Source organism: Rhizobium sp. NRK18 (genome assembly GCF_024385575.1).
Taxonomy (GTDB): Bacteria; Pseudomonadota; Alphaproteobacteria; order Rhizobiales; family Rhizobiaceae; genus JANFMV01.
The window spans coordinates 108,727-132,439 of the sequence record NZ_JANFMV010000005.1 but is presented as its reverse complement, the minus strand read 5'-3'; the positions used below and the strand labels follow the sequence as shown (position 1 = coordinate 132,439).

Below are 23,713 nucleotides of genomic sequence, written 5' to 3'. Positions count from 1 at the left end.
CGGGCCGGCAACCTTCGCGGCGTCTCAGTCCTCGTGGATGCGATCAGCGGCAAATTTGCCGCCCTGGTAGATCGTTTCCGGCGCGCCCTTGGCCGGCTTCGGCACGTTGGCGTTGACCTTGTCGCGGAAGCTTGCGGCGTTGTCCTTCGGCTTCCAGCCGAGGTAGGCGCTCGCGCGGTTGTCCCACCAGGCGGCATCGTTGTCGGAGGCGCCGTAGACGATCGGGCAGCCGAGCCGCGGCACGGAAAACACGCATTCGGCAAAGGAGACGAAGTCGTCATAGCTCAGCCATGTGGAGAGCATGCGGTGGTCCTTCGGCTCGATGAAGCAGGAGCCGATGCGCAGGATCGCCGTCTCGACGCCGAACTTGTCGTGATACATCGACGCCATGCTCTCGCCGAAGCATTTCGAGACGCCGTAGAGCCCGTCCGGCCGGGTGGGGGAGGACGCGTCGAGCCGCTCCATCTGCGGGTGGAAGCCGATGGCGTGGTTGGAGCTCGCAAACAGGATGCGCGGCGAGCCGTTCTTGCGCGCCGCCTCATAGAGATTGTAGATGCCCTGGATGTTGGCGTTGAGGATCTTGGCAAATGTGTCCTCGACCGAAATGCCGCCGAGATGGACGATGCCGTCGCAGCCGGCGACGAGATCGTTGACGGCGGCGGGGTCGCCGAGATCACAGACGACCAGCTCCTCGTTTTCCGCTGCGCTGCCGAGGTCGACGATATCCGAGAGCCGGAGCGTCTTCGCCATGTGTTTCATCCGCTCGCGGGCCATCCGACCCAGTCCGCCGGCGGCACCCGTGATCAACAGTCTTTCAAGCATGGTCAAATCCTAATCTGGAGCGCCCGGCATCCGCCGCGGCAGAAGGGCGATGGGTTTCGGTTGGAGCCGCTTCGGCCCGCCGGCAGGAGGCGCGGAATACGCCTTGTCCGATATCAATGGCGATTTATATTATATCTTTCGGCGGTGCGTCAATGAGCGCCTGCCGGTTTCCTGTTTGCGCAGCGCGGATGCGGCAATGGGATGAATAGGCGACGCTCCATTCTTGTTGTAAGCATCTGAAATATATTCATATTAATGGATTCCCTGTGTATCGAAGCAATCCGAGAAGGTGAGAGGCTAGCTCGTCCGGCGGCCCGTGGCATGTTCATGGATGCTGTGGAGGAGTGATCATAACTCATCATACAACTTGTTGACAACGCGGTCGGCGCGGCTATCATGCGGCCAACACAACAGGATCGCAGAGGAATAACTGCAACATGGAACCCCAAGACCTGAAGGCCGCGCTCGGCGCCGGCCTGCTTTCCTTCCCGGTAACGCCGTTCACCGAGGATGGCGCCTTCAACGAAGCGCCGTATCGCGAGCATGTCGGCTGGCTTTCGGGTTTCGATGCGACGGTCCTGTTTGCGGCCGGCGGCACGGGCGAGTTCTTCTCGCTGGCGCCGGATGAAATTCCGGCGATCGTCAAGGCCGCCAAGGCCTCCGCCGGCTCCACCCCGATCGTGTCCGGCTGCGGCTACGGCACCGAGATCGCCAAGGATATCGCCCGCAAGGCGGAAAAGGCCGGCGCCGACGGCATCCTGCTCCTGCCGCAATACCTGATCGATGCGCCGCAGGAAGGCCTCTACCGGCACATCAAGGCGGTCTGCCAGTCGACCGGCATCGGCGTCATGGTCTATAACCGCGACAATTGCGTCATCCACGCGGAAACGCTGCAGCGGCTCTGCGACGAATGCCCGAACCTCGTCGGCTTCAAGGACGGTTCCGGCGATATCGGCCTGGTGCGCCAGGTGACCGCCGTCATGGGCGACCGGCTGACCTATCTCGGCGGCATGCCGACGGCCGAGCTCTTCGCTGAAGCCTATCTCGGCGCCGGCTTCACCACCTATTCGTCGGCCGTGTTCAACTTCGTGCCGGCGCTGGCAATCGAATTCTACAAGGAGCTCCGGGCCGGCAACCGCGCCCGCACCGAAGAGATCCTCAAGGACTTCTTCTATCCCTTCATGAAGATCCGCAACCGTAACAAGGGTTACGCCGTCTCCGCCATCAAGGCAGGCGTCCGGCTGATGGGCTTCGATGCCGGGCCGGTGCGCGCGCCGCTGACCGACCTGACGGCGGAAGAGGTCGACATGATGGCGGCGCTGGTGGCACCCTACCGCCGATGAAGATAGAGACAGTCCGCACCCATATTCTCGACTTCAAGCTCGGTACGGCCTTCGAAAGCGCCTCCATGCGCTTCGACCGCCGCCAGCATGTGCTGGTCGAGATCGTCTGCGACGACGGCACCACCGGCTGGGGCGAATGCCTCGGCCCGGCGCAGGCCAATGCCGCCGTCGTCAGGACCTATGCCAAGTGGCTGATCGGCCGCAATCCGCTCGACACGGAAATCCTCTGGCTGGAGCTCTACAATGCGCTGCGCGACCAGGGCCAGCGCGGGCTGACGGTGACGGCGCTCTCCGGCATCGACATCGCGCTCTGGGACATCAAGGGCAAGCGCTTCGGCGTGCCGGTCTCCGTGCTGCTCGGCGGCCGGATGCGCGAGAGTGTGAAGGCCTATGCGACCGGCTCCTTCCGCCGCGATGGCGTCGACCGCGTGGCCGACGTCGCGACCGAGACGGCGCGCTATGCGAAGGAAGGCTTTCACGCGGTCAAGATCAAGATCGGCTTCGGCGTTGCCGAAGACCTGAAGGTGATCGCGGCGGTGCGCGAAGCGATCGGCCCGGAGCGCGGCCTGATGATCGACGCCAATCATGGCTATGACGCGCTGGAGGCGATCGAGCTCGGCAACAAGGCGGCGAAATACGATATCGGCTGGTTCGAGGAGCCGGTGGTGCCCGAACAGCTCGACGCCTACCGGGCGGTGCGCGCCCGCCAGCCGATCCCGGTTGCCGGCGGCGAGACCTGGCACGGCCGCTACGGCATGAAGGAGCCGCTGGAAACCCGCGTCGTCGACATCATCCAGCCGGATATCTGCGGCACCGGCGGCTTTACCGAGATGCGCCGGATCGCCGACATGGCAAGCCTCCATGGCGTCCGCCTCGTGCCGCATGTCTGGGGCACTGCCGTGCAGATCGCCGCCAGCCTGCAGTTCATGGCAGCGCAATTGCCGAACCCGGTGCGCCCGCAGCCGCTGTCCCCGATCCTCGAATTCGACCGCACGGAAAATCCCTTCCGCCAGGCCGTCGTCACCAAGCCGCTGGAGCATGTCGGCGGTGTCGTCGCCATTCCCGACGGCCCCGGCCTCGGCATCGAGATCGACCGCGCCGCCCTTGAAAAATACGCATTGAAGGAAGACTGATGATCGAACGCACCTATTCGGGCAAGCCGCCGAAAACGAAGCTGCCGAAGGGCGCGACCGACACGCAGATGCACATGTACCTGCCGGGCTATCCGGCCCTTCCCGGCGGCCCGCCGGTGCCGGAAGGCACGCCGGGACCTGCCGAATACCGCAAGGTGATGGACTGGCTCGGTATCGACCGCGTCGTCATCACCCAGGGCAATGCCCATCAGGCCGACAATGCATGCCTCGTCGCCAGCCTTGCCGAGATGGGCGATTGCGCCCGCGGCGTCGCCGTCATCACCGGCGAGACGAACGGGAAGGAAATGCAGCGGCTTTCGGATGCCGGCGTGCGCGGCGCGCGCATCATGGATCTGCCGGGCGGCGCGATCGGTCTCTCCGGCCTGAAGGCGGTCGACAAAAAGGCGCATGACCATGGCTGGTGCGTCGCCGTGCAGTTCGACGGCTCCAACCTCCTCGATCACATGCCGCTCCTGCAGTCGGTGACGAGCCGCTACATCATCGACCATCACGGCAAGTTCTTTGGCGAAGGCAAGCCGGGACGGGCGGAGATCGACGCGGTCAAGTCGCTGATCGAGCGCGGCAATTGCTGGTTCAAGTTCGCCGCCTGCTACGAATCCTCCAAGGACGGCGGCCCGGCCTACGAGGACATCGCCACGGTCGCCCGCGAACTCGCCGCCTACGCCCCCGAACGCATCATCTGGGGCACCAACTGGCCCCACAACCTCGCCAAGACCACCGAAGACTACCCCAACGACGCGGCACTGGTGGATACGGTGCTGTCATGGGTGCGCGAAGAGGATCTGAAGACGATCCTGGTGGACAATCCGGCGGAATTGTTTGGGTTTTAGGGGGTGTTGGAGCGCTGACCAACGGAAGTTACCGCAGTCGCCATTCCTCCATCTCGGTAAATCTGCTTGTTAGCTAAGGGGATGCGCTTCGTTATCTGGCTTTCTCAGGGGGCAAAGAGGAGTCCATAAGGTTTATTCCCCTCGGTTAGCTATGAATTATTGGTATTTAAGAAAATTCCTGATATAAAGTTTCTATGGAGTACATGGATATAATGACCACATTGTTGAACTTCATTGTGGCGCTTTTGACCTTCGGCGCAATACCCTTAAAAAAAGAACCTTATTGTCTCGGATTCTAGAGACATTAACGAGATGCTTCTCAGTATTTTGAGTATCTCTTTCTCGCAGTTGATGCCGTCGTGCCATTTGAAAATTCAATGAAGGACGGCAACCGCGCCGCGTCGCAGAGTCTGAAAGTCTTGTCTTCGGTCATCCCATGCTCGAAGAAGGCGTTTGTGGGCCAAGGTATTTGTGCCAAGCAATTGAGGTCATCGTCACTGATCTCTCTGCTGCCGATAAGTATGATATCACTCATAAAAACAGACGTGCCAACCACCGAACGCTGCCCGTTTTGAAGTTTTACGAAAGCCGTACACGCGTCTCGGCCAACAAAAATCTCCATTTCGTCAGCTTGAGGGAGGCCAGTGAGATACTCTTGTTCGAGCAGTTCCCAGACGGCCCATCGCGCAAAAAGTCCTATGGAAAGGTAGGTGTAAAAGCCCCGATATTTTTGAGCTACCTCTTCTTTTACAAGCTCGTCAAAATTGCCTATGACAGTCCGGTTAAACGATTTTTTTTGGTCGGTCTTCCGGCTCTTCATTTTATCGAATTCGCCGGCCCATGCGCATTTCACGCGCAATTCGTTGAGTAGGCATATTCCTTGTGGTTCACAGGAATTCAAAATCTCCAATATTAGCTTTTTTCTGCCCGTTTGGCGCATTAGTATCCCAACTCGGCAGCTCACCTAAGAGTTCTGAGCTTGCTTGATGGTCATCATACTTGAGGAATGCTGCACCTACATCAAAAAAGTTGAAGAAACACTGCTTCTTTCGCGCGAAGGGGGAAGATAGGCATGTCTCTCCCTTGCCACAGCTGGTATTCTATAATGTAAGAAATTTATGCGAATGGTGGCCGCTCTCTCATCGTCCACCATTCCACCCTCTTCGACATCGAGAAGCCGGTCCCCCGGCCCCTCCCGTCTCATTCCATCACCCGATCCGGATCGACTTCACGTTGACGAACTCCTTCAATCCCTCCGGGCCGTGTTCGCGGCCGTAGCCGGAGGTCTTGACGCCGCCGAAGGGCAGGGTGGGGTAGGCGACGTTGAAGGTGTTGATGAAGACCATGCCGGTGTCGAAATGGTCGGCGGCGAGCTTGCGGGCGCGCGCGACGTCCTTGCTGAAGATGCCGCCACCAAGGCCGTAGCGGCTGCTGTTGGCAATCCGCAGGGCGTCCATGTCGTCCTTCGCGCGGATGATGGCGGCCGCCGGCCCGAACATCTCGTCCTCGTAGGCCGGCTGCCCGGGTGCCACATCGGCAAGCACGGTTGCCGGATAGAACCAGCCGGTGCGATCCGGGATCTTGCCGCCGACGACCAGCTTCGCGCCCTTTTCGACGCTCTTTTGCACCTGTTCGTGCAGTTCGTCGCGCTGCTTCTTCGTCACCATCGGGCCGAGCTGGGTTTTCTCGTCGGTCGGATCGCCGAGCGCGATCGCCTCGAAGGCTTCGGCATAGGCTTTGACGAAGGCGTCGTAGTTCTTCTCGGTGACGATGAAGCGCTTGGCGTTCACGCAGGTCTGGCCGTTGTTGTAGATCCGGCCCTTGACGCAGGTCTTGACGGCGAGATCGAGGTCGGCGTCGTCGAGCACCAGATAGGCGTCGTTGGAGCCGAGCTCGAGCACGGTCTTCTTGACCAGCTCGGCGGCCTTGGCGCCGACCGCGCGGCCGGCCCTGTCGCTGCCCGTCAGCGTCACGCCGCGCACGCGCTCGTCCTCGATGATCCTGTCCGACTGCTCGTGCGAGATCAGAAGCACGCCGAACAGGCCTTTCGGCAGGCCGGCCCGCTCGTAGAGATCGCGCAGGAACAGGCCGCTGCCGGTGCAGGCTTCGGCATGTTTCAAGAGCACGCCGTTGCCGGCCATCAGGCTGGCGATCGAATAGCGCACCGCCTGGTAGGCGGGGAAGTTCCAGGGCTGGATGCCGTAGATGACGCCGATCGGCGAATGCGTGACATAGCCCTTGTCGCCCTCGACCTCGCGCTCCTCGTCCGCCAGAACCTTTGGGCCGGCCTTGGCGGTGTAGTCGCAGATGGCGGCGCAGAGATCGACTTCGCTGCGGCTGTCGTTGAGGAGCTTGCCCACCTCGTCGGTCATCAGCCTGGCAAAATCCTCCTTCGACTTGCGCATTTCGGCGGCAATCGCCGAGATCACCTTGGCGCGCTCTTCGAGGCTTTTCAGCCGCCAGTCGAGAAAGGCCTTGTGGCTCGCCTCGACCACCGCGCTCGCTTCGTCGTCCGACATCAGCGGATAGGAGCGGAGGTCCTGCTCGGTCAGCGGATTGATGGTCTTCAGGGACTTGGATGAGTTCGACATGGGGGTGTTTCTCCTGTTTGCAGTGTTTTTGTTGTCTGGCCGGGAAGATCAGCCGTGGGTGGAGCGGTGTTTGGCAAGCGTCCTGTCGACGCCTTTCAGCGCGTCGAGCACCTCGCGACACCAGCCGTCGGCGGGCAGGGTGCGGACGGCCGAATGGGCGGCGCAGACGACCGGCGTGCCGGCCCAGGCCTCGGCGATCTCGCGCGCCCATTGCGCGTAGTCGTCGGCCGCGCCTGAGCGCTTCTGCAGTGCCTTGGCGAGCTGCGGATGGAATTTCAGCTTCGACTGGGGCAGCAGCTTGCCGAGGAAGCCGGGGGCAGCGAGCACATTGATCGTGTCGTCGACATGGACGATGCCGCTTTGCCGGTGGCGAACGAGAACCGAGGCGACATGCACATGATCGTCATCGCTGACAAAATCGATGCCCCGCGGCACGGAAAAATCCAGGTCCGCAGCAAAAGCCTTTTGGGTTGCCGCGTCCTCGATAAACCCGGAATCCCATGGCAGGTCCGGCGCCTGGCCATGGTGACGCCGGGTGCCGATCAGCCGGGCATGCGGCAGAAGCCTGTGGGCGGCGCTGCAGTGCAGCGTGTGGAACGGGTGCACGTTGAGGATCGCCTCGACCGCCCGTCCGCCGTCCGTCAGCTCGAGGAGCGCGCGCCGGTCGTCTTTCTCCAGCGCATAGCTGTCGAGCACGAGGTAGCTGCCATCGGCCCGGCGCACGAGCGACATATGGGTGCCGAGATTGATGATCCCGGCGACCTTGAAGTCGCCGCGAAACGTCCAGAAATTCTCCGCCAGTTGCCTCATTGCGCGCGCTACCCTTTGATCCGGATGCCTGTCTCGAGGACAAACCCTCAGTCAGGCAAATGGATGAGCGGTCGCTATGTTCCGAAGAGGGGATGGGGAGCGCAGTTACATTGCCGAACTTCGGTGATGAATGAGGGCTGGTCCCTTCTCCCCGCTTGCGGGGAGAAGGTGCCCGGCAGGGCGGATGAAGGGCGCTTCTGTGACCCGTCGGCCTTCGTTTCGACAAGGCTCGTTCGATATTGTGTTGCTAAATGACAAGCCGTGCCTGTGTGGTTTTGCCCCTCACCCTGACCCTCTCCCCGCAGGCGGGGAGAGGGGAGGCGCCGTTTGCCGTCGCCCTAAAATAACGTGCGATTGCTCCCAGTCGCTCGCCGCTCACACCCCGCTCAGCAACAGGCTCGTCTCGCTGTTCGCCACCCCGTCGATCATGCGCACTTCGCGCAGAACGCGGTCGAAATCGGCGAGGCTTCCGGCGCGGATGTCGGCGACGAGGTCCCAGTTGCCGTTGGTCGTATGGAGCGCATGGATTTCCGGGATGCCGCGCAGCTTGCGGATGACCTGGGTCGTCGACTTGCCGACCACTTCGATCATCATCACGGCGTTGACGGTGCGGTCGTCATAGTCCTCGCGCATCCTGACGGTAAAGCCCATCAGCGTGCCGGTTTCGAGGAGCCGGTCGAGCCGGTTCTGCACGGTGCCGCGCGCCACGCCGAGGATGTCGGCGAGCTTCGACAGCGAGGCGCGGCCGTCGATCCTCAGGTGCGCGATCAGCCGGCGGTCGAGATCGTCGGGGATATAGCGGCTCGGCTCCATGGCGCGTCCTGTCGTTTCGTCAGTCCTGTTACTCATTTTGCGCAAATTGCTGCCGGAAACAACACAAGTTTGCGCTTTCGGCCAATTCGGCGCCTCTGCTACTCTCTGGGCATGATCAGGAAGCAGGAGAACCCCGCCATGCTGGCGCCGTCCGAGAAAGCCCTTGTCCCCTTCGTCAGCGTCGAGAACATGATGCAGCTCGTCCATCACATCGGCGTCGAGCGGGTGCTCGTCGAGTTGACAGATGTCATCGAGGCGGATTTCCGCCGCTGGGAAACCTTCGACAAGACGCCGCGCGTCGCCTCGCATTCGCGCGAGGGCGTGATCGAGCTGATGCCGACTTCCGACGGCGAGATCTACTCGTTCAAGTATGTGAACGGCCATCCGAAGAACATGGCGCAGGGCCTGCAGACGGTGACCGCCTTCGGCCTGCTCGCCGAAGTGTCCACCGGCTATCCGGTGCTGCTGACCGAAATGACGCTCCTGACCGCGCTTCGTACCGCCGCCACCTCCGCCATGGCCGCCCGCCATCTGGCGCCCAAGGGGGCGAAGACCATGGCGATGATCGGCAATGGCGCGCAGGCGGAATTCCAGGCTCTGGCGATGAAGGCCGTGCTCGGCATCGAGAATATCCGCCTCTATGACATCGATCCGAAGGCGACCGACAAGGTCGTGCGCAATCTTTCGGGCTCCGGGCTGAATGTGACCGCCTGCACCTCGTCGCAGGCCGCGATCGAGGGCGCGGAGATCATCACCACCTGCACCGCCGACAAGCAGTATGCCACGATCCTGACCGACAACATGGTCGGCGCCGGCGTGCACATCAACGCCATCGGCGGCGATTGCCCCGGCAAGACCGAGCTGCACCGCGACATTCTCGCCCGCGCCTCGACCTTCGTCGAATATCCGCCGCAGACCCGCGTCGAGGGCGAGATCCAGCAGATGGAGGCCGACTATCCGGTCACCGAACTGTGGAAGGTGATACTCGGCGAGGAAAAAGGCCGGCACAATGCCGGCCAGATCACGCTGTTCGACAGCGTCGGTTTCGCGATCGAGGATTTCTCCGCGTTGCGCTACATCCGCGACCGGCTCAAGGGCACGCCCTTCTACCAGGACCTCGACATCATCGCCGATCCCGATGACAGCCGCGACCTGTTCGGCATGCTCGCCCGCGCCAGGGACTGACGCGCCAAGGACTGAGACGCCGCGGTCGGCCTCAGATCTTCAGGCGAGACGGCGAGAGTTCCGGCACCGGCGTGGTGCCGCCGGTCATCTCTTCCGCCAGCAGCGCCGATGTCGTCGGCCCGAGGGTGAAGCCCTGGTGGCCGTGGCCGAAATGGAACCACAGCCCGTCATGGCGCGGCGCTTTGCCGACCAGCGGCAGCATGTCCGGCATGCAGGGTCGGTTGCCGAACCAGGGTTCGGCCTCGACAGGCTTGCCAAGATCCAGCAGTTCGCCGGCGGCTTCCGAGGAGTGGTCCAGCTGCACCGGCGTCGGCATGGCGCCGAAGCGCGCGAGCTCCGCCCCCGTCAGCACCCGGATGCCCTTGATCATCGGCGAGATCACGGTGGCGTTCTCACTGTCGAACACCGGGGCGTTCAGCGTCGCGCCGCCGGCAAAATGCCGGTGGTAGCCGCGCTTTCTCAGGAGCGGAATGTCGTAGCCGAATTTCTTGAGCAGCAGCGGCGACCAAGGGCCGAGGGCGACGACGACGTCCGCGGCGGTGACTGGGCCATCCGGACCCTTGACGGTCCAGCCATTCTCGGCGCGCGTCAGCGTCTCGGCGTCGCCGTTGACGATCGTGCCGCCGCGCGAGACGAAGAGATTGGCATAGGCTTCGGTCAGCCCGCCGGGATCCATGCAGCTCCAGCTCCCCGTCCAGTGGACGGCGCCTTTCAGCGGGATCTTGATCGACGGTTCGGCAGCCGCCAGCTCCGCGCCGTCGACGATTTTCATCGGCGGGCCGTATGCCTCGTGAATGCGCTCGGCGTCCTTGGCGGCCTTGTCGAGCGCTTCCTGCGTGCGGAAGACGAAGCGAAGCCCACCGCGGCGGATCAGGTTGTCGGCGCCGGCAGCCGCGATCAGCGGCGCGTGGTCCGCGGTCGAACGCAGCGCCAGCTTGGAATAGGTCTTCGAGATTTCCTTGTAGCGGCCCGGCAGCGAGGCGAGGAAATATTCCCAGACGGGGCGCACATGAGAGGGCAGGGCGGTGAAATGGTAATTGATGTCGTTGCGCAGCTTGAAGGCGATCTTGACGAGCGCGACCGGGTCGAGCGGCAAAGCGTAAGGTTCGACGGCTTCGGCCTGAATCACGCCGGCATTGCCGTAGCTCGTTTCCAGCCCCGGCCCCTTGCGGTCGACGATCACGACACTCTTGCCGGCGGCCTGCAGCGCCAGCGCCGTCGAAACACCCACCATGCCCGCACCGAGCACCATTACATCAGACATTGACCGGACCCCGTCTTTCTTGTCGTAAAAGTCCCCCCGCTTCATGCGTCGCGTCGGGAGAGGAGAAAGTCAAGTGGCATTGATTTCTTTGCAGGGTCAAAGCGATGCGGCGGATCTCATGCCTTGGGTTTTGCCGCCGCCAGCACGGCGCGCTCCAGCATGAATTTCTCCGCCTCGCTCATGTGCTCGTGCATGATCTTGCGCGCCCGCTCGCCGTCTCCCGCCATCAGCGCGCGCAACAGGCGGACCTGGTAGTTGATGCCGGTATCACGCATCCACCAGGGCGTCGGCTCCAGATAGATCGCCCTGCATTCGGTCTTGTCCTTCAGCAGGCTCAGCAGAAAATTGCAGACGAAGCCCAGGAGCTTGTTGCGGCTGCAATTGGCGAGTTCGGCATGAAAATCCAGTTCGGCGATGCGCTGGGCGTATTCCTCTTCCGCGGATGTTGGCTCGGCTTCGTAGAGCCGGATCGAGGCCTGCAGGCGGGCCATCTCGTCGGCCGACAATTGCCCGGCAAGGCCGGCGGCCAGTTCCGGTTCCAGCGCCTTGCGCAGCGCGTAGATGTCGGCAATCGACGGCGGGCGCGAGAGAAACAGGTTGTCGAGCAGATGGATCGCGTCGCGCTCGGACACGGAGGAGACGAACACGCCGCCGCCCGGTCCGGTCTTTGAGGTGATCAGACCCTGGAATTCCAGAAGCTTCAGCGCCTCGCGGCAGGTGCCGCGCGAGATGCCGAGCTTTTCCGGCGACACCCAGGCTGCCGGCACCCGGTCGCCGGGCTTCAGGCCCTCGATGACGATCCGCTCGCGGATCTGGTCGGCGATCATGTCCGGCCGCTTGCGCCGGCGGATTGTTGCCGGGGGTGTGCCCCCGATACTATGTCCTTCCGGACGGTCGGTCATGCGTCTACGGTCTCTTCATGCGGGTGATAGCAGGCGGATTGATGCTCGGCGTTTTCCGGCGCCGCTTCAAGGGGTGGGAACCGGCTTGTACACACATCGCTGCGGCGCGGGCAACGGGCATAGAACGGGCAGCCCGGTGGCGGATTGTAGGGATCCGGCAGTTCGGTGTCGGTGTCTTCCGGGATCAGCGACTTGCGGCCCGGCACAGGCGCCGATTTCAAGAGGAGATGCGTGTAGGGATGGCGCGGCCGGCGGAAGATTTCCTTCGCCGGTCCGACCTCGACGATGCGGCCGAAATACATCACCGCCACCCGGTCGCTGACGCTTTCCACCACCGACAGGTCGTGGCTGATGAAGATGTAGGTCAGGCCGAATTCGCGCTTCAACTCGTCGAGAATGTTCAACACCTGCGCCTGCACGGAGACATCGAGCGCCGAGACCGGTTCGTCTAGGACGATCAGGTCCGGATCGGCGGCCAGCGCCCGGGCGATGCCGATGCGCTGCGCCTGTCCGCCGGAGAATTCGTGCGGATAGCGGTCGAGGAATTCCGGTGCCAGATTGACCGCGTCCATGAGCTTTTCGAGCCGCCTGGCGCGCGCCTGCCGGTCGAGGCCGAGAAGATGGATCAGCGGCGCTTCGAGGATGGTGCGGATCGTCTTCCTCGGATTGAGCGAGGCGACCGGGTCCTGGAAGACATACTGGATCTTGCGGGCGAGCTCGCGATGGTCGGCCTTGGCTTCCGCCACGAGATCGCCGCCGGCAAAGCGGATCGCGCCGGCGGTCGGCCCGTCGAGCCCGACGAGCAGGCGTGCGAGCGTCGATTTCCCGCAGCCGGATTCGCCGACGACGCCCATCGTCTCGCCCTTGCGGACCGACAGCGTCACGCCCTGAACAGCATGGACGGCGGGCTTCTCGGCGCCGAACAAGGTCCGTCCGCCGCCGAAGCGGCGTTCCACGTCGGTAATCTCCAGAAGCGCCTCAGACATTTTCGGTCTCCTTCGCCAGCGGATGCAGACAGCGCACGCCGCGGCCCTCTCCGATCTTCGTCATGGCGATATCGCCCACGCGACAGTCTGCCTGAACCCTCGGACAGCGGTCGGCAAACGCGCAGCCCTCGGGAAGGCGGTTGACGACGGGCGGCCGGCCTTCGATCGCATCGAGCCGCCGTTCCGGCTGACCGAGCACCGGCACGCAGTCGATCAGCTTGCCGGTGTAGGGATGGGCCGGATTGGCGAGGATTTCCTCCGTCGTGCCGGTCTCGACAATGCGGCCCGCATACATCACCGCCACCCGGTCGCAGATCGCCGAAACCACGCCGAAATCATGGGTGATGAACAGAATAGCCACGTTGTGCTCACGCCTCAGTGTCGCCAGAAGCGACAGCACCTGCGCCTGAACGGTGACGTCGAGCGCCGTCGTCGGCTCGTCGGCAATGATCAGCTTGGTGTCGTTGGCGAGCGCCATGGCGATACAGACGCGCTGGCGCATGCCGCCGGAAAGCTCGTGCGGATAGGCCTTCAGCCGTTCCTCGGCATTGGGGATGCGAACCGTATTCAGAAGCTCCGCCGCCTTCGCCCAGGCCTCTCGCTTCGAGATCGGCTGATGGGCGGTGATCGCCTCGATCAGCTGGTCGCCGACGGTAAACAGCGGATGCAGGGTCGAGAGCGGATCCTGGAACACGTGGCTGACCGCTCCACCGCGCAGGCGGCGGACCTGCTCGTTGCTCATGGCGAACAGATCCTCGCCTTCGAGATAGGCCGCACCGCCGGCGATGCGGCCGGGCGGCGTCGGCACCAGCCCCATGATCGACATGGCGGTCACCGACTTGCCCGAGCCGGACTCGCCGACGATCCCGAGACATTCGCCCTGCCGAACAGAAAGATCGACGCCGCCGACGGCCTTGTAGACGTCGCCGCCGACATGGAATTCGGTTCGAAGCCCCTGCATGTCGAGCACGCTGCCGGCCATCGCCTTGCCGTCCGGTGCGGCGTCGCGCATCACGGCGGTGCGGGCAACGGGGCGGCTCAGCGCGCCGGATTTCAGGCGCGGGTCGAGGATGTCGCGAATGCCGTCGCCGAGCAGGTTGATGCTCATGACCAGGACGAAGATCATCAGGCCCGGCACGATCGAGACATGCGGCGATGTGAACAGAATCTTGCGGCCGTCGCCAAGCATGGAGCCGAGATCGGCCTGCGGCGGCTGCGCGCCAAGGCCCAGGAAGGAGAGGCCGGCGGTTTCGAGGATCATCCAGCCGATCGTGGTTGACATGGTGATGATGATCACCGGCAGCACGTTGGGCAGGATCTCGATGAACAGCACCTGCGCGTTCGACTTGCCGGAAAGCTTCGCCGCGTCGACGAATTCGCGCCGTGACAGGCCGATGGTGATGCCGCGGATGTTGCGGGCGAAGAAGGGAATGTTGACGACGGCGATCGCGTACAGCGCGTTCAGTAGACCCGGCCCGAGGGCGGCGACGATTGCGAGCGCCAGCAGGATGTAGGGAAATGCCATGATCATGTCGATGCCGCGCATCAGCAGGCTGTCGGTGCGACCACCGGCATAGCCGGCGACGAGGCCGATCAGCGAGCCGAAGAAGGCGGCAATCACGGTTGCCGATATGCCGACGGCGAGGCTGACGCGCGAGCCCCAGATGAGGCGCGAAAGGAGGTCGCGCCCAAGCCCGTCGGTGCCGAGCAGATGGCCGTCGGAGAAGATCGGCAGCAGGCGCTGGGCCGGCGCGGTGGCGTCCGGATCGGCAAGCGGCAGGATCGGTGCTGCGATCGCCACCAGAATGACGACGGCCAGCACGATCAGCCCGCCTGCCGCAAGCGTGTTGTTCATCAGGAGCCGCCAGGCTGTCGGTCGGCCGCCCTTGGCCTTGGCGGGCTTTGCGGGTGCGGTTTGTGCGGTTGCTTCAGCCATCAGCGCAGCCTCGGATCGAGAATGGTTTGCAGGACGTCGACGATCAGGTTGAAGAGGACGTAGGCGGTGGCGACCACCAGCACGCCGCCCTGGACGAGCAGCAGGTCGCGGGTGGAGATCGCCTTGACCAGCATCGAGCCGATGCCCGGCCACTGGAACACGGTCTCGATATAGACGGCGCCGCCGAGCACGAAGCCGGCCTGGATGCCGATCACCGGCACCACCGATACCAGCGCCGCCTTGAAGGCATGCTTGTAGATCACCTTGCGTTCGGTAAGCCCCTTGGCGCGGGCGGTACGGATATAGTCCTGCCGCAGCACTTCCAGCATCGAGGTGCGCGTCAGGCGGGCAATGACGCCGGTCGCGACGACGGCGAGAGTAAAGGCCGGCAGCGCCAGATGATGGAGGAGGTCGGGGAGGTCGCCGCCGCCATAGATCGCATACATGCCACTTGCCGGAAACAGCCGGATCTTGACGGCGAAGAACAGGATCAGCAGCAGGCCGAGCCAGAAGGAGGGCATCGAAATGCCGATCAGCACGATGAAGGTGATCATCTTGTCGGCGAGGCCATACTGGCGCACCGCCGAGACGATGCCGGCAATCAGGCCGAAGACGGAACAGAGGAGGAGCGCGGGGCCGGCAAGGATCAGGGTTGCCGAAAAGCGCTCCAGGACCTCGTCCAGCACGGGACGATTGAGCGTGTAGGAGCGGCCGAAATCGCCATGCGCCAGATTGCCGAGCCAGATGAAATATTGCTCGACCAACGGCTTGTCGAGGCCGAGCTCGCGGTTGAGCTTGGCGACGTTCTCCGGCGTCGCATAGGAGCCGAGAATGGCGAGTGCCGGGTCGCCGGGGATCATCGCCATGATGAAGAAGACGATGATCGACAGACCGATGATGACGGGTATGGCGGCAATCAGCCGCTTGGCGATGTAGGCAGCCATGCCGCTACTCCATCCACTGTTTAGCCATTGCTTTCGGCGCCACCAATCGGTGGCTGCGGGCGAGAAGATCCCTGATCTCCTCCCAGTCGGGACCGTCGGACAGATTGATGCCGACCCAGCCCTTGTGGCCGACATAGGGCGGGCGGAAGAAGCGGTCGGGATCGGCGCCGACGAGCACCTCCTGCGCGCCGTCCGGCGCCTTCACCCAGACCGTGGGTATGCCGCTGCCGGTCTTGTACTGCGCGAAAATCTTGCCGCCGATGCGGAAGGTCGGATCGCCCCATGTTTCCTTCTCCTCGGCCTGCGGCAGCGCAAGACAGAGGGCGCGAAGGGTTGAAAGGGGCGATCCGTCGTCCGGCATCAGGGCTTTGCCACCTTCTGCAGCATCAGGAAGAACGACGGCTGCAGCTTGAAGTTTTCGACCGCCGCGCTTGTCACTGCGTTCTGCTTCCAGTTGGCGACGAAAACCCAGGGCGCGTCGTCATGAACGATGTCCTGCATCTCCTTGTAGAGCTTGGCGCGCTCGTCCTGATCGGTCGACTGGCGGGCCTTTTCCAGAAGCTCGTCCACCTTCGGGTTGGAATAGTAGCCCGAATTGAAGCCGCCCTTGTCCGGAACGGCATCGCTGCGCAGCGCAAGGAAGGGCAGGGTGTCCGGATCGTTGGTCATCCAGGCCATTTCAGCCATGTCGGCCTTGCCTTCGAGACCCGGGTTCACCTTGCCGAGGAAGGTGTTCCACTCGTAGGTCTCGATCTTGACCTTCATGCCGACGGCTTCGAGATCGGCCTGGATGGCCGTACCCATGGCGATCGGGTCGAGCATGCCGGATCCACCTTCGGTGACGTAGAAGGTCACCGGCGAGCCGTCATAACCGGCTTCCTTCAGCAGGGCCTTGGCCTTTTCCGGATCGTAAGAATAGGGCTGCAGCTTGTCGTCATAGGCCCAGGCAAACGCCGGCGGTGTCGGTCCGGCGGCAACATCCGCCGTGCCCTGGAGGATGTTGTCGACCAGCGCCTTCTTGTTGATGGCGTAGTTGGCGGCCTGGCGGATTTCCTTGTTCTTGAACGGGCCGTCCTTGGTGTTCAGGATCAGGAACCAGAGATGCGGGCCGGCCTGTTCTGAGACCTTGAAGGCCGGGTTGTCCTTGAACTGCGACAGGCTGTCCGGCGGAACCTCGACCATGACGTCGAGCCCGCCCGAGAGCATTTCGGCAACGCGGGTGTTGGCATCGGTGATAGGGCGATAGATGACCGCTTCGAGCGACGGCGCGCCGTCCCAGTAGTCGGGGTTCTTCTCGACCACGACCTTTTCATTCGAATCCCACTCGGCGAACTTGTAGGCGCCCGTGCCGCTCGGATGGCGGCCGAAATCCTTGCCGTATTTCTTCACCGCGTCCGGCGAGACGATCAGGCCGGTCGGATAGGCGAGGTTCGACAGGAAGGGCGCGTAGGGTGCGGAGAGATCGAACTCGACCGTCAGGTCGTCGATCACTTTCACCTCGCTGACGGTGGAAAAGAAGAAGGACAGCGGGAACGGACCGGTGTCGTGGAACGGGTGGTCTTCCTTGAGCATCCGGTCGAAATTGAACTTCACCGCTTCGGCGTTGAAGGGCGTGCCGTCATGGAACTTCACGCCGTCGCGCAGCTTGAACGTGTAGGTCTTGCCATCGTCGGAGATCGTCCAGCTGGTCGCCAGCGACGGCTCCACCTCCAGCGTCCCGTCCTTGTAGCGCACGAGGCCGTCATAGAGATTGACCAGGATGCGGAAGTCGTTCACCGCGGTGTCGGCGGCGGGATCGAGCGATTTCGGCTCGGCGATCTGGCCGACGATCAGGACGTTTGGCGGTGTCTGCGAAAGTGCCGGTGATGCAAATAACATCGACGCCGCCGTCAGGGCGGCGGCAAGCAGCGTCTTCATGGCATTCTCCCTCTTTATTGGCTTTGCGCAATTAATTCGTAAAATGCCGTTTTGGGCAAGCATTTATTATAATAAATTTGCGCAATGCGTCCGCATGCCGTTAATTTATGCAATAAATCTAGGGTTGCCGAAATGAGGAGCAGCAAATGGCGAGCAAACCGCCAACCATCAATTCCGCCAGGCTGAAAACGCTTCTGGAGGGCGTCAACCGCTTCGGCTTCAATGCCGAGACCGGTGGTTACAACCGGATCGGCTTCTCCGATGCCGACAGCGCCGTTCGAAAATGGTTTGCCGGTGAGATGGTGGCGTCCGGCCTCGAGGTCTCCGGCGATCAGGCCGGCAATCTGTTCGGCCGGCTCGGTCCGGCGGACGGTCTATGCGTCATGGCAGGCTCCCATCTCGATACGGTTCCGGAAGGCGGCGCCTTCGATGGTTCGCTCGGCGCCTGCGTCGCGCTCGAATGCGCCCGCGCCATGCTCGACGCCGGCCTGACGCCCGCCGTGCCGCTGGTGGTTGCCGCGACCTCGGAGGAGGAGGGCCGCTTCGGCGGCATGCTCGGATCGCAGGCGATCAGCGGTCAGCTCCCGCCCGGCTGGGTCGAGGCGGCTGCTGACGCGGATGGCATCAGGCTGGTTGACGCCATGCGGGCGCAGGGCCTCGATCCGTCACGCGCCGATGAGGCGAAATGGGATGCCGGCAGCATCCGCGCTTTCGTCGAGCTGCATATCGAGCAGGGGCCGGTGCTGGAAAGCGAGGGTCTGTCGGTCGGCATCGTTGACGGTATTTCCGGCGTGTGCGTTCTCGGCGTGACGCTGACCGGCGCAGCGAACCACTCCGGCACCACGCCCATGGACCTGCGCGCCGATGCCTTCGTCGGCCTTGCCGAAACCGGCGCGGCGATCGCCGGTTTGATCGCGGAGGCGGGCGGCAAGCAGTCGCGCATCACCATCGGCAAGGTGGAGCTGAAACCGAACTTTCCGCACACGATCGCCGGCCAGGCGGAGTTCACCGTCATCATCCGCGACACCGACGAGGCGGTCATGAACCGGCTGCGCGAGGGCATGGAATGGGCGATCCGCGACAGCGCCGCGCGCAACCATCTGCATGTGCTGATAGAGGAGCGCAGCTTCATTGCGCCGGCGCAACTCGAACAGGGGTTATGCCGTCTGATCATCGGTGAGGCGGAGGCGCTCGGCCTGCCGCACAAGGTGATGCCGTCGGGCGCCGGTCACGACGCCCAGACCATGCAGGCCTTCTGCCCCTCGGCGCTGATCTTCGTGCCAAGCCGCGGCGGCATTAGTCACGCACCGGAGGAATTCACCGACTGGCCGGATATCGAAAAGGGCGCCCAGCTGATGCTGAACGCCCTTGTGCGATTGGTTCGGGAAGCCTGAGGACGGAAGTCATAGCCGTCAGGCGGTCGTCGCGCCCTGCGGCTGGTAGAGATCGGCATAGGTTTGGCGCAGGATGTTCTTCTGCACCTTGCCCATCGTGTTGCGCGGCAGGTCGTCGACGAAAATCACCCGCTTCGGCTGCTTGTAGCGCGCCAGCCGGTCCTGCAGGGCGGCGAGCACGTCCTTTTCTTCCAGCGTCGCGCCGGGCTTGCGGACCACGACGGCGGTCACGCCCTCGCCGAAATCCGGATGCGCCACGCCGATGACGGCGCTCTCGAAGACGCCGGGCAACTGGTCGATCTCGGTCTCGACTTCCTTGGGATAGATGTTGTAGCCGCCGGAAATGACGAGATCCTTGCCGCGTCCGACGATGTGGACATAGCCGCGCTCGTCGACCATGCCGAGGTCGCCGGTGATGAAGAAGCCGTCGGCGCGGAATTCAGAGGCCGTCTTTTCCGGCATGCGCCAATAGCCCTGGAAGACGTTCGGGCCCTTCACCTCGATCATGCCCGTCTCGCCGTCGGCGACCGGCTTGCCGCTCTCCGGATCGGTCACCCGCAGCGAGACGCCCGGCAGCGGGAAGCCGACGGTGCCGGCGACGCGCTCGCCGTCATAGGGATTGGAGGTGTTCATGTTGGTCTCGGTCATGCCGTAGCGTTCGAGAATGCGGTGCCCGGTCATCGCTTCGAACTGGCGGTGGGTTTCGGCCAGTAGCGGCGCCGAACCGGAGATGAAGAGCCGCATGCTTGCGGTGCGCTCCGGCGTCAGCTCCGGGCTCTGGATCAGCCGGACGTAGAAGGTCGGCACGCCCATCATCGCGGTCGCCTTCGGCATCAGCGAGAGCGCCTGGTCGCCGTCGAACTTCGGCAAGAAATACATGGATGCGCCCGACAGCATGATGACGTTCGAGGCGACGAACAGGCCATGTGTGTGGAAGATCGGCAGGGCATGGATCAGCCGGTCGTCGCTGGTAAAGCGCCAGTAGTCGCGCAGCGTCGCGGCGTTCGACAGCAGATTGTCGTGCGACAGCATCGCGCCCTTGGAGCGGCCCGTCGTGCCGGAGGTGTAGAGGATTGCGGCGAGATCGTCCGGCCCGCGCTCGATGTTGTCGAAGTCGTCGGCTTCGTTGGCCGCGAGCGCCATCAGGCTACCGCCGCCCTTCTCGTCCAGTGTTTCGACGACGGCGCCCTTGGCGGCTGCGATCGGTTCCAGACCATCCTTGGCCTTCGGGGTGCAGACCACGAGGCGCGGCTCGGCGTCGCCGATGAAATATTCGAGTTCGGCCAGCGTATAGGCGGTGTTGAGCGGCAGGTAGATCGCGCCTGCGCGGACGCAGGCGAGATAGAGCATCAGCGCTTCCGGGCTCTTTTCCACCTGCACGGCGACGCGGTCGCCGGGCTCGACGCCGCGCTTGACCAGCGCATGGGCGAGCTTCGCGGAAAGCTGCAGCATGTCGGCATAGCTCCATGTCGCGCCGGATGCCGTCTCAATGAACGGGGCCTCCGGCTTGATGCCGGCGCGGATCGCGTCGAATAGATGGTTGCTCATGCGCTGAACTCCTTGCTGCCTTTTTCTTTCTCGCCCTGCGGGGACGCGCCGCCGGCAAGAGGGATAATGCTCTTGGTGCCGCGATCGGCGGGCACCAGTTTGCGGATCGGTTGGGATGCGACGACCTCCGAGCGGCCGGCGAATGCCTCGTGGTTCTTCTCGATGTCGTCGAGCTTGTAGAGATAGTTGACCATCAGGCCGTGCGACTGGCGCATGGCCCGCGGCGAGCGGTCGCCGAGGAAGTTGATCCGCTCCAGACGCGCGCCGTTGCCGAGGTGGAAACGGGCGACCGGATCGACCACGCGGCCACGCGAATTGCGGGCCTTGAGGAAATACCAGGCGGCCGCCGCCGTCATCACCGGCTGCACCTTGGCGGCGAGTTCCTCGTCGTCGGCCCAACCCTCCTGGTCGAGCACTTGGAGCTTCGCCTTGTCGGCGGCGCTGAGGAAATCGGAAGCCTCGGCGCGGCGTTCGTGCGCCAGCCAGTCGGCAAAGCCGGGGACCGGCGACAGCGTCACGAAGGTATCGAGCTTCGGCAGGTCACGCTTCAGGTCCTCGACCACCTGCTTGATCAGGAAATTGCCGAACGAGATGCCGCGCAGCCCGTCCTGGCAGTTGGAAATGGAATAGAACACCGCCGTCGTCGCGTCCGCCGCCTTGATCGGCACGCGGTCCTCGCGCAGCAGATCGGCGATGGTGCCGGGAATGTCGCGCGTCAGCGCCACCTCGACGAAGATCAGCGGATCATCTGCAAGCTGCGGATGGAAGAAGGCGAAGCAGCGCCGGTCTTCGGGCGCCAGCCGCAGCCGCAGTTCGTCCCAGCCGCCGATATGGTGGACCGCCTCGTAGCGGATGATCTTTTCCAGGATATCGGCCGGCGTCGACCAGCTGATCGGCTTCAGCATCAGGAAGCCGCGGTTGAACCAGGACGAGAAGAGATGGGCGAAATCCGCGTCCACCGCCTCCAAATCCGGATTGTCGGCCTTCAGCTTCAACAGCGTCTCGCGCATGCGCACCAGCGTGGCGATGCCGTTCGGGGCGAGGTTGAAGCGGCGGATCAGTTCCTGCCGTCTCGGTTCGGCGGCGACATGCAGTTCGAGGAGGGCGGCCGGCGTCGGCTCCTTCCGGTAGGCATCGATCGCCTTTTCCAGCCTCTCCGATTTCGGTCCGAAATGGTCGAGCAGCACCTGCATGAAGGCGCGCTGCCGATCCGCGTCGAGGCGGTTCCAGTAGGACAGGACATCGTTCGCCAAGGCCATGCCGGAGGCTTCGCCCCGGCTCGAGATCAGCGTTTCGCAGAGTGCTTCCATGGCGGCGACGGTATCGGCGCCGTCGTCGCGCGGGTTCGCCGAAAGCAGCTTGCGGCCACGGTCGGCAATGGTCTGCAGCATGTCACCGAAAAAGGAGGTCGTGTTCATCATGCGGCTCCTAGCATCTGGTTGGGCAGCCATGTGGCGATCCCGGGGAAGATGCACAGGATCAGGATGGCTATGAACATCACGATCACATAGGGCAGTGCGCCCCAGAGGATATCCCTTGTCGGAACTTTCGGCGCGATGGCGTTGATGACGAACAGGTTGAGCCCGATCGGCGGGGTGATCAGTCCGACTTCCATGTTGATCGTCAGGATGATCGCGAACCAGTAGGGGTCGAAGCCCGCCTGGGTGATGATCGGGAAGAGCATCGGCGCGGTCATGACGATGACGGCGACCGGCGGCAGGAACATGCCGCAGACCAGGAGGAAGACGTTGATGATCGCCAGCAGCACCCAGCGGTTGACCTCGAGATCGGCGATGTAGCCGGCGATCGACTGGGTGATGAACAGCGACGACAGCGCGAAGGCGAAGAGTTCGGCGGCGGCCATGATCATCATGATCATCACGCTCTCGCGCATCGCCGACGAGAAGATATGAGCGACCGGCTTGAAGCGGAACAATCGGTAGGCGATCACGACGACCAGAAGGGTTAGCAGCGCGCCGGCGCCGGCGGCTTCCGACGGCGTGGCAATGCCGCCATAGAGCACATAGAGCGTGCCGGCGATGATCAGCATGAAGGGCATGATCCGCGGCAGGGCCTGGAAGCGCTGCTTCATCGTGTAGCGCAGTCCGTCCGTATCGAAGACGTAGCCCTTGCGCTTGCAGTCGATGATCGCCCAGGCCATGAACATCGCCGTCAGCATGATGCCGGGGATGACGCCGGCCATGAACAGCCGGCCGATCGAGGTTTCCGTGGCGATGCCGTAGACGATCAGCGTCACGGAGGGCGGAATGAGGATGCCGAGCGTGCCGCCGGCGGCAATCGAGCCGGTGGCAACCGAATTCGGATAGCCGCGGTTGAGCATTTCCGGAATGCCCATCTTGCCGATCGCAGCGCAGGTGGCGGGCGACGAGCCGGTCATGCCGGAAAACAGCGCGCAGGCGCCGATATTGGAGAGAACCAGACCGCCCGGCACGCGGTTCAGCCAGCGGTCGAGGGCGGTATAAAGGTCGGAACCGGCCGGCGAGGAGGCGACCGCAGCGCCCATCAGCACGAACATCGGGATCGACACATAGGCGAGGTTGGCGATACCGGAAAACATCGTGTCGCCGAGCACGTAGAAGATGTCGAGGCCGCTCTGGAAATAGAGCGCGACGACGGCGGCAAGCCCGAGTGCGAAGGCGATCGGCATGCCGGTGCCGAGCAGCACGAACAGCGCAACGATCATCAGGGTACCGGCAAGTGCGGGGCTCATGGCGTGGTCTCCGTGGCTGGAGCGGCGTGGCCCGCGTGGTCTTCGGCATGGCCGGTCACGAGGGCGAGAATCTTGGCGATATATTGCAGGCAGAGCAGGCCGAAACCGACGGGCAGGCCGAGGAGCGGGATCCACAGCGGTGGCGCCCAGACGCTTGAATGCTTCCAGTTGCCGGCCCAGGCATCATGAAACTGGATCCAGCCGGCGACGAGCATCACCGCACAGAATATGAGGCCGAACAGGCTGCCGACAAGCTGCAGCCGGCGGCGGGCCGGACTGCTGACCATCATCTCGACGACGTCGACGCCGACATGGCCACCGGTCAGAAGCACGTAGGGCGCGCCGAAAAAGATCGCGTCGGTCGCCGCGAAGACGACGAAATCGGTCTGCCAGATCGTCGGCCAAGCAAAGACGTAGCGCATCAGGATCATCTGACAGACGACCAGCATGGCGGCGATCAGGAGGCCCGTCGATATCAGCGCAAACAGGCGCGAAATCTGGCCGACGGCCCGGATATAGGCCTTTACCATGGAGTTTCCCCCG

General features: G+C 63.5%; 21 protein-coding genes. 5 read left to right on the top strand and 16 right to left on the bottom strand.

Annotation, left to right across the window (positions count from 1 at the left end; all coding sequences use genetic code 11):
• Window positions 1-24: 24 nt before the first annotated feature.
• Complete coding sequence (locus NN662_RS21460) at window positions 25-822, bottom strand: NAD-dependent epimerase/dehydratase family protein (RefSeq protein WP_261932473.1); 798 nt, start codon at window positions 820-822, stop codon at window positions 25-27.
• Window positions 823-1,259: 437 nt separating this feature from the next.
• Here NN662_RS21460 and kdgD point away from each other — a divergent pair, with 437 nt between their 5' ends.
• The 3 genes from kdgD to NN662_RS21445 are packed head-to-tail and all read left to right on the top strand — an operon-like array spanning window position 1,260 to window position 4,149.
• The gene (gene kdgD / locus NN662_RS21455; protein ID WP_261932472.1) at window positions 1,260-2,165 is read left to right on the top strand and encodes a 5-dehydro-4-deoxyglucarate dehydratase; all 906 of its coding nucleotides are present in this window, start codon (window positions 1,260-1,262) and stop codon (window positions 2,163-2,165) included.
• Window positions 2,162-3,298, top strand: a complete 1,137-nt coding sequence (locus tag NN662_RS21450) for a mandelate racemase/muconate lactonizing enzyme family protein (RefSeq protein ID WP_261932471.1) — start codon at window positions 2,162-2,164, stop codon at window positions 3,296-3,298. The genes kdgD and NN662_RS21450 overlap by 4 nt, the downstream gene beginning before the upstream one ends.
• Window positions 3,298-4,149, top strand: a complete 852-nt coding sequence (locus tag NN662_RS21445; RefSeq protein ID WP_261932470.1) for an amidohydrolase family protein — start codon at window positions 3,298-3,300, stop codon at window positions 4,147-4,149. The genes NN662_RS21450 and NN662_RS21445 overlap by 1 nt, the downstream gene beginning before the upstream one ends.
• A 319-nt stretch (window positions 4,150-4,468) precedes the next feature.
• Here NN662_RS21445 and NN662_RS21440 read toward each other — a convergent pair whose 3' ends face one another.
• The 4 genes from NN662_RS21440 to NN662_RS21425 all read right to left on the bottom strand — a co-directional run bounded on the left by NN662_RS21440 (window position 4,469) and on the right by NN662_RS21425 (window position 8,363).
• Window positions 4,469-5,089: a hypothetical protein gene (locus NN662_RS21440; RefSeq protein WP_261932469.1), complete on the bottom strand. Its 621-nt coding sequence runs from the start codon at window positions 5,087-5,089 to the stop codon at window positions 4,469-4,471.
• 268 nt (window positions 5,090-5,357) lie between these two features.
• On the bottom strand, window positions 5,358-6,740 hold the full coding sequence (locus NN662_RS21435; RefSeq protein WP_261932468.1) for an NAD-dependent succinate-semialdehyde dehydrogenase: 1,383 nt from the start codon (window positions 6,738-6,740) through the stop codon (window positions 5,358-5,360).
• 48 nt (window positions 6,741-6,788) lie between these two features.
• A complete protein-coding gene (locus NN662_RS21430; protein WP_261932467.1) occupies window positions 6,789-7,550 on the bottom strand; it encodes a hypothetical protein in 762 nt (253 codons plus the stop codon).
• 375 nt (window positions 7,551-7,925) lie between these two features.
• A complete protein-coding gene (locus NN662_RS21425) occupies window positions 7,926-8,363 on the bottom strand; it encodes an Lrp/AsnC family transcriptional regulator (RefSeq protein ID WP_261932477.1) in 438 nt (145 codons plus the stop codon).
• Window positions 8,364-8,501: 138 nt separating this feature from the next.
• Here NN662_RS21425 and NN662_RS21420 point away from each other — a divergent pair, with 138 nt between their 5' ends.
• Window positions 8,502-9,548 (top strand): ornithine cyclodeaminase, encoded by a 1,047-nt coding sequence (locus tag NN662_RS21420; protein ID WP_261932466.1) that lies wholly within the window; start codon window positions 8,502-8,504, stop codon window positions 9,546-9,548.
• A 31-nt stretch (window positions 9,549-9,579) separates the two neighbouring features.
• Here the strand turns inward: NN662_RS21420 and NN662_RS21415 are convergent, their stop codons facing one another.
• From NN662_RS21415 to NN662_RS21385, 7 genes are all read right to left on the bottom strand, one after another.
• Complete coding sequence (locus tag NN662_RS21415) at window positions 9,580-10,812, bottom strand: NAD(P)/FAD-dependent oxidoreductase (protein ID WP_261932465.1); 1,233 nt, start codon at window positions 10,810-10,812, stop codon at window positions 9,580-9,582.
• Window positions 10,813-10,928: 116 nt separating this feature from the next.
• Window positions 10,929-11,714, bottom strand: a complete 786-nt coding sequence (locus NN662_RS21410) for a FadR/GntR family transcriptional regulator (protein WP_261932464.1) — start codon at window positions 11,712-11,714, stop codon at window positions 10,929-10,931.
• Complete coding sequence (locus NN662_RS21405) at window positions 11,711-12,700, bottom strand: ABC transporter ATP-binding protein (RefSeq protein WP_261932463.1); 990 nt, start codon at window positions 12,698-12,700, stop codon at window positions 11,711-11,713. The genes NN662_RS21410 and NN662_RS21405 overlap by 4 nt, the downstream gene beginning before the upstream one ends.
• Entirely contained in the window at window positions 12,693-14,636 is a 1,944-nt protein-coding gene (locus NN662_RS21400) for a dipeptide/oligopeptide/nickel ABC transporter permease/ATP-binding protein (RefSeq protein WP_261932462.1), read from the bottom strand. Before NN662_RS21400 ends, NN662_RS21405 begins: the two co-directional genes overlap by 8 nt.
• Window positions 14,636-15,580, bottom strand: coding sequence for an ABC transporter permease (locus tag NN662_RS21395; protein WP_261932461.1), 945 nt, complete (start codon window positions 15,578-15,580; stop codon window positions 14,636-14,638). The genes NN662_RS21400 and NN662_RS21395 overlap by 1 nt, the downstream gene beginning before the upstream one ends.
• Window positions 15,581-15,584: 4 nt before the next feature.
• Window positions 15,585-15,941 (bottom strand): MmcQ/YjbR family DNA-binding protein, encoded by a 357-nt coding sequence (locus NN662_RS21390; protein WP_261932460.1) that lies wholly within the window; start codon window positions 15,939-15,941, stop codon window positions 15,585-15,587.
• Window positions 15,941-17,497 carry an ABC transporter substrate-binding protein gene (locus tag NN662_RS21385; protein WP_261932459.1) on the bottom strand — a complete coding sequence of 519 codons (1,557 nt, stop codon included), beginning with the start codon at window positions 17,495-17,497 and terminating at the stop codon, window positions 15,941-15,943. The genes NN662_RS21390 and NN662_RS21385 overlap by 1 nt, the downstream gene beginning before the upstream one ends.
• Before the next feature lie 146 nt (window positions 17,498-17,643).
• On the opposite strand from NN662_RS21385, the gene NN662_RS21380 reads away from it, so the two are divergent.
• Window positions 17,644-18,891, top strand: coding sequence for a Zn-dependent hydrolase (locus NN662_RS21380; protein ID WP_261932458.1), 1,248 nt, complete (start codon window positions 17,644-17,646; stop codon window positions 18,889-18,891).
• 18 nt (window positions 18,892-18,909) lie between these two features.
• On the opposite strand, the gene NN662_RS21375 is transcribed toward NN662_RS21380, so the two are convergent.
• Genes NN662_RS21375 through NN662_RS21360 form a run of 4 tightly spaced genes read right to left on the bottom strand, consistent with a single transcriptional unit; the run spans window position 18,910 to window position 23,700 of the window.
• A complete protein-coding gene (locus tag NN662_RS21375) occupies window positions 18,910-20,439 on the bottom strand; it encodes a malonate--CoA ligase (RefSeq protein WP_261932457.1) in 1,530 nt (509 codons plus the stop codon).
• Window positions 20,436-21,857, bottom strand: a complete 1,422-nt coding sequence (locus NN662_RS21370) for a malonyl-CoA decarboxylase (protein ID WP_261932456.1) — start codon at window positions 21,855-21,857, stop codon at window positions 20,436-20,438. The genes NN662_RS21375 and NN662_RS21370 overlap by 4 nt, the downstream gene beginning before the upstream one ends.
• Window positions 21,857-23,170, bottom strand: coding sequence for a TRAP transporter large permease (locus NN662_RS21365; RefSeq protein WP_261932455.1), 1,314 nt, complete (start codon window positions 23,168-23,170; stop codon window positions 21,857-21,859). The genes NN662_RS21370 and NN662_RS21365 overlap by 1 nt, the downstream gene beginning before the upstream one ends.
• Window positions 23,167-23,700, bottom strand: a complete 534-nt coding sequence (locus NN662_RS21360; protein WP_261932454.1) for a TRAP transporter small permease subunit — start codon at window positions 23,698-23,700, stop codon at window positions 23,167-23,169. The genes NN662_RS21365 and NN662_RS21360 overlap by 4 nt, the downstream gene beginning before the upstream one ends.
• Between the last annotated feature and the right edge of the window lie 13 nt (window positions 23,701-23,713).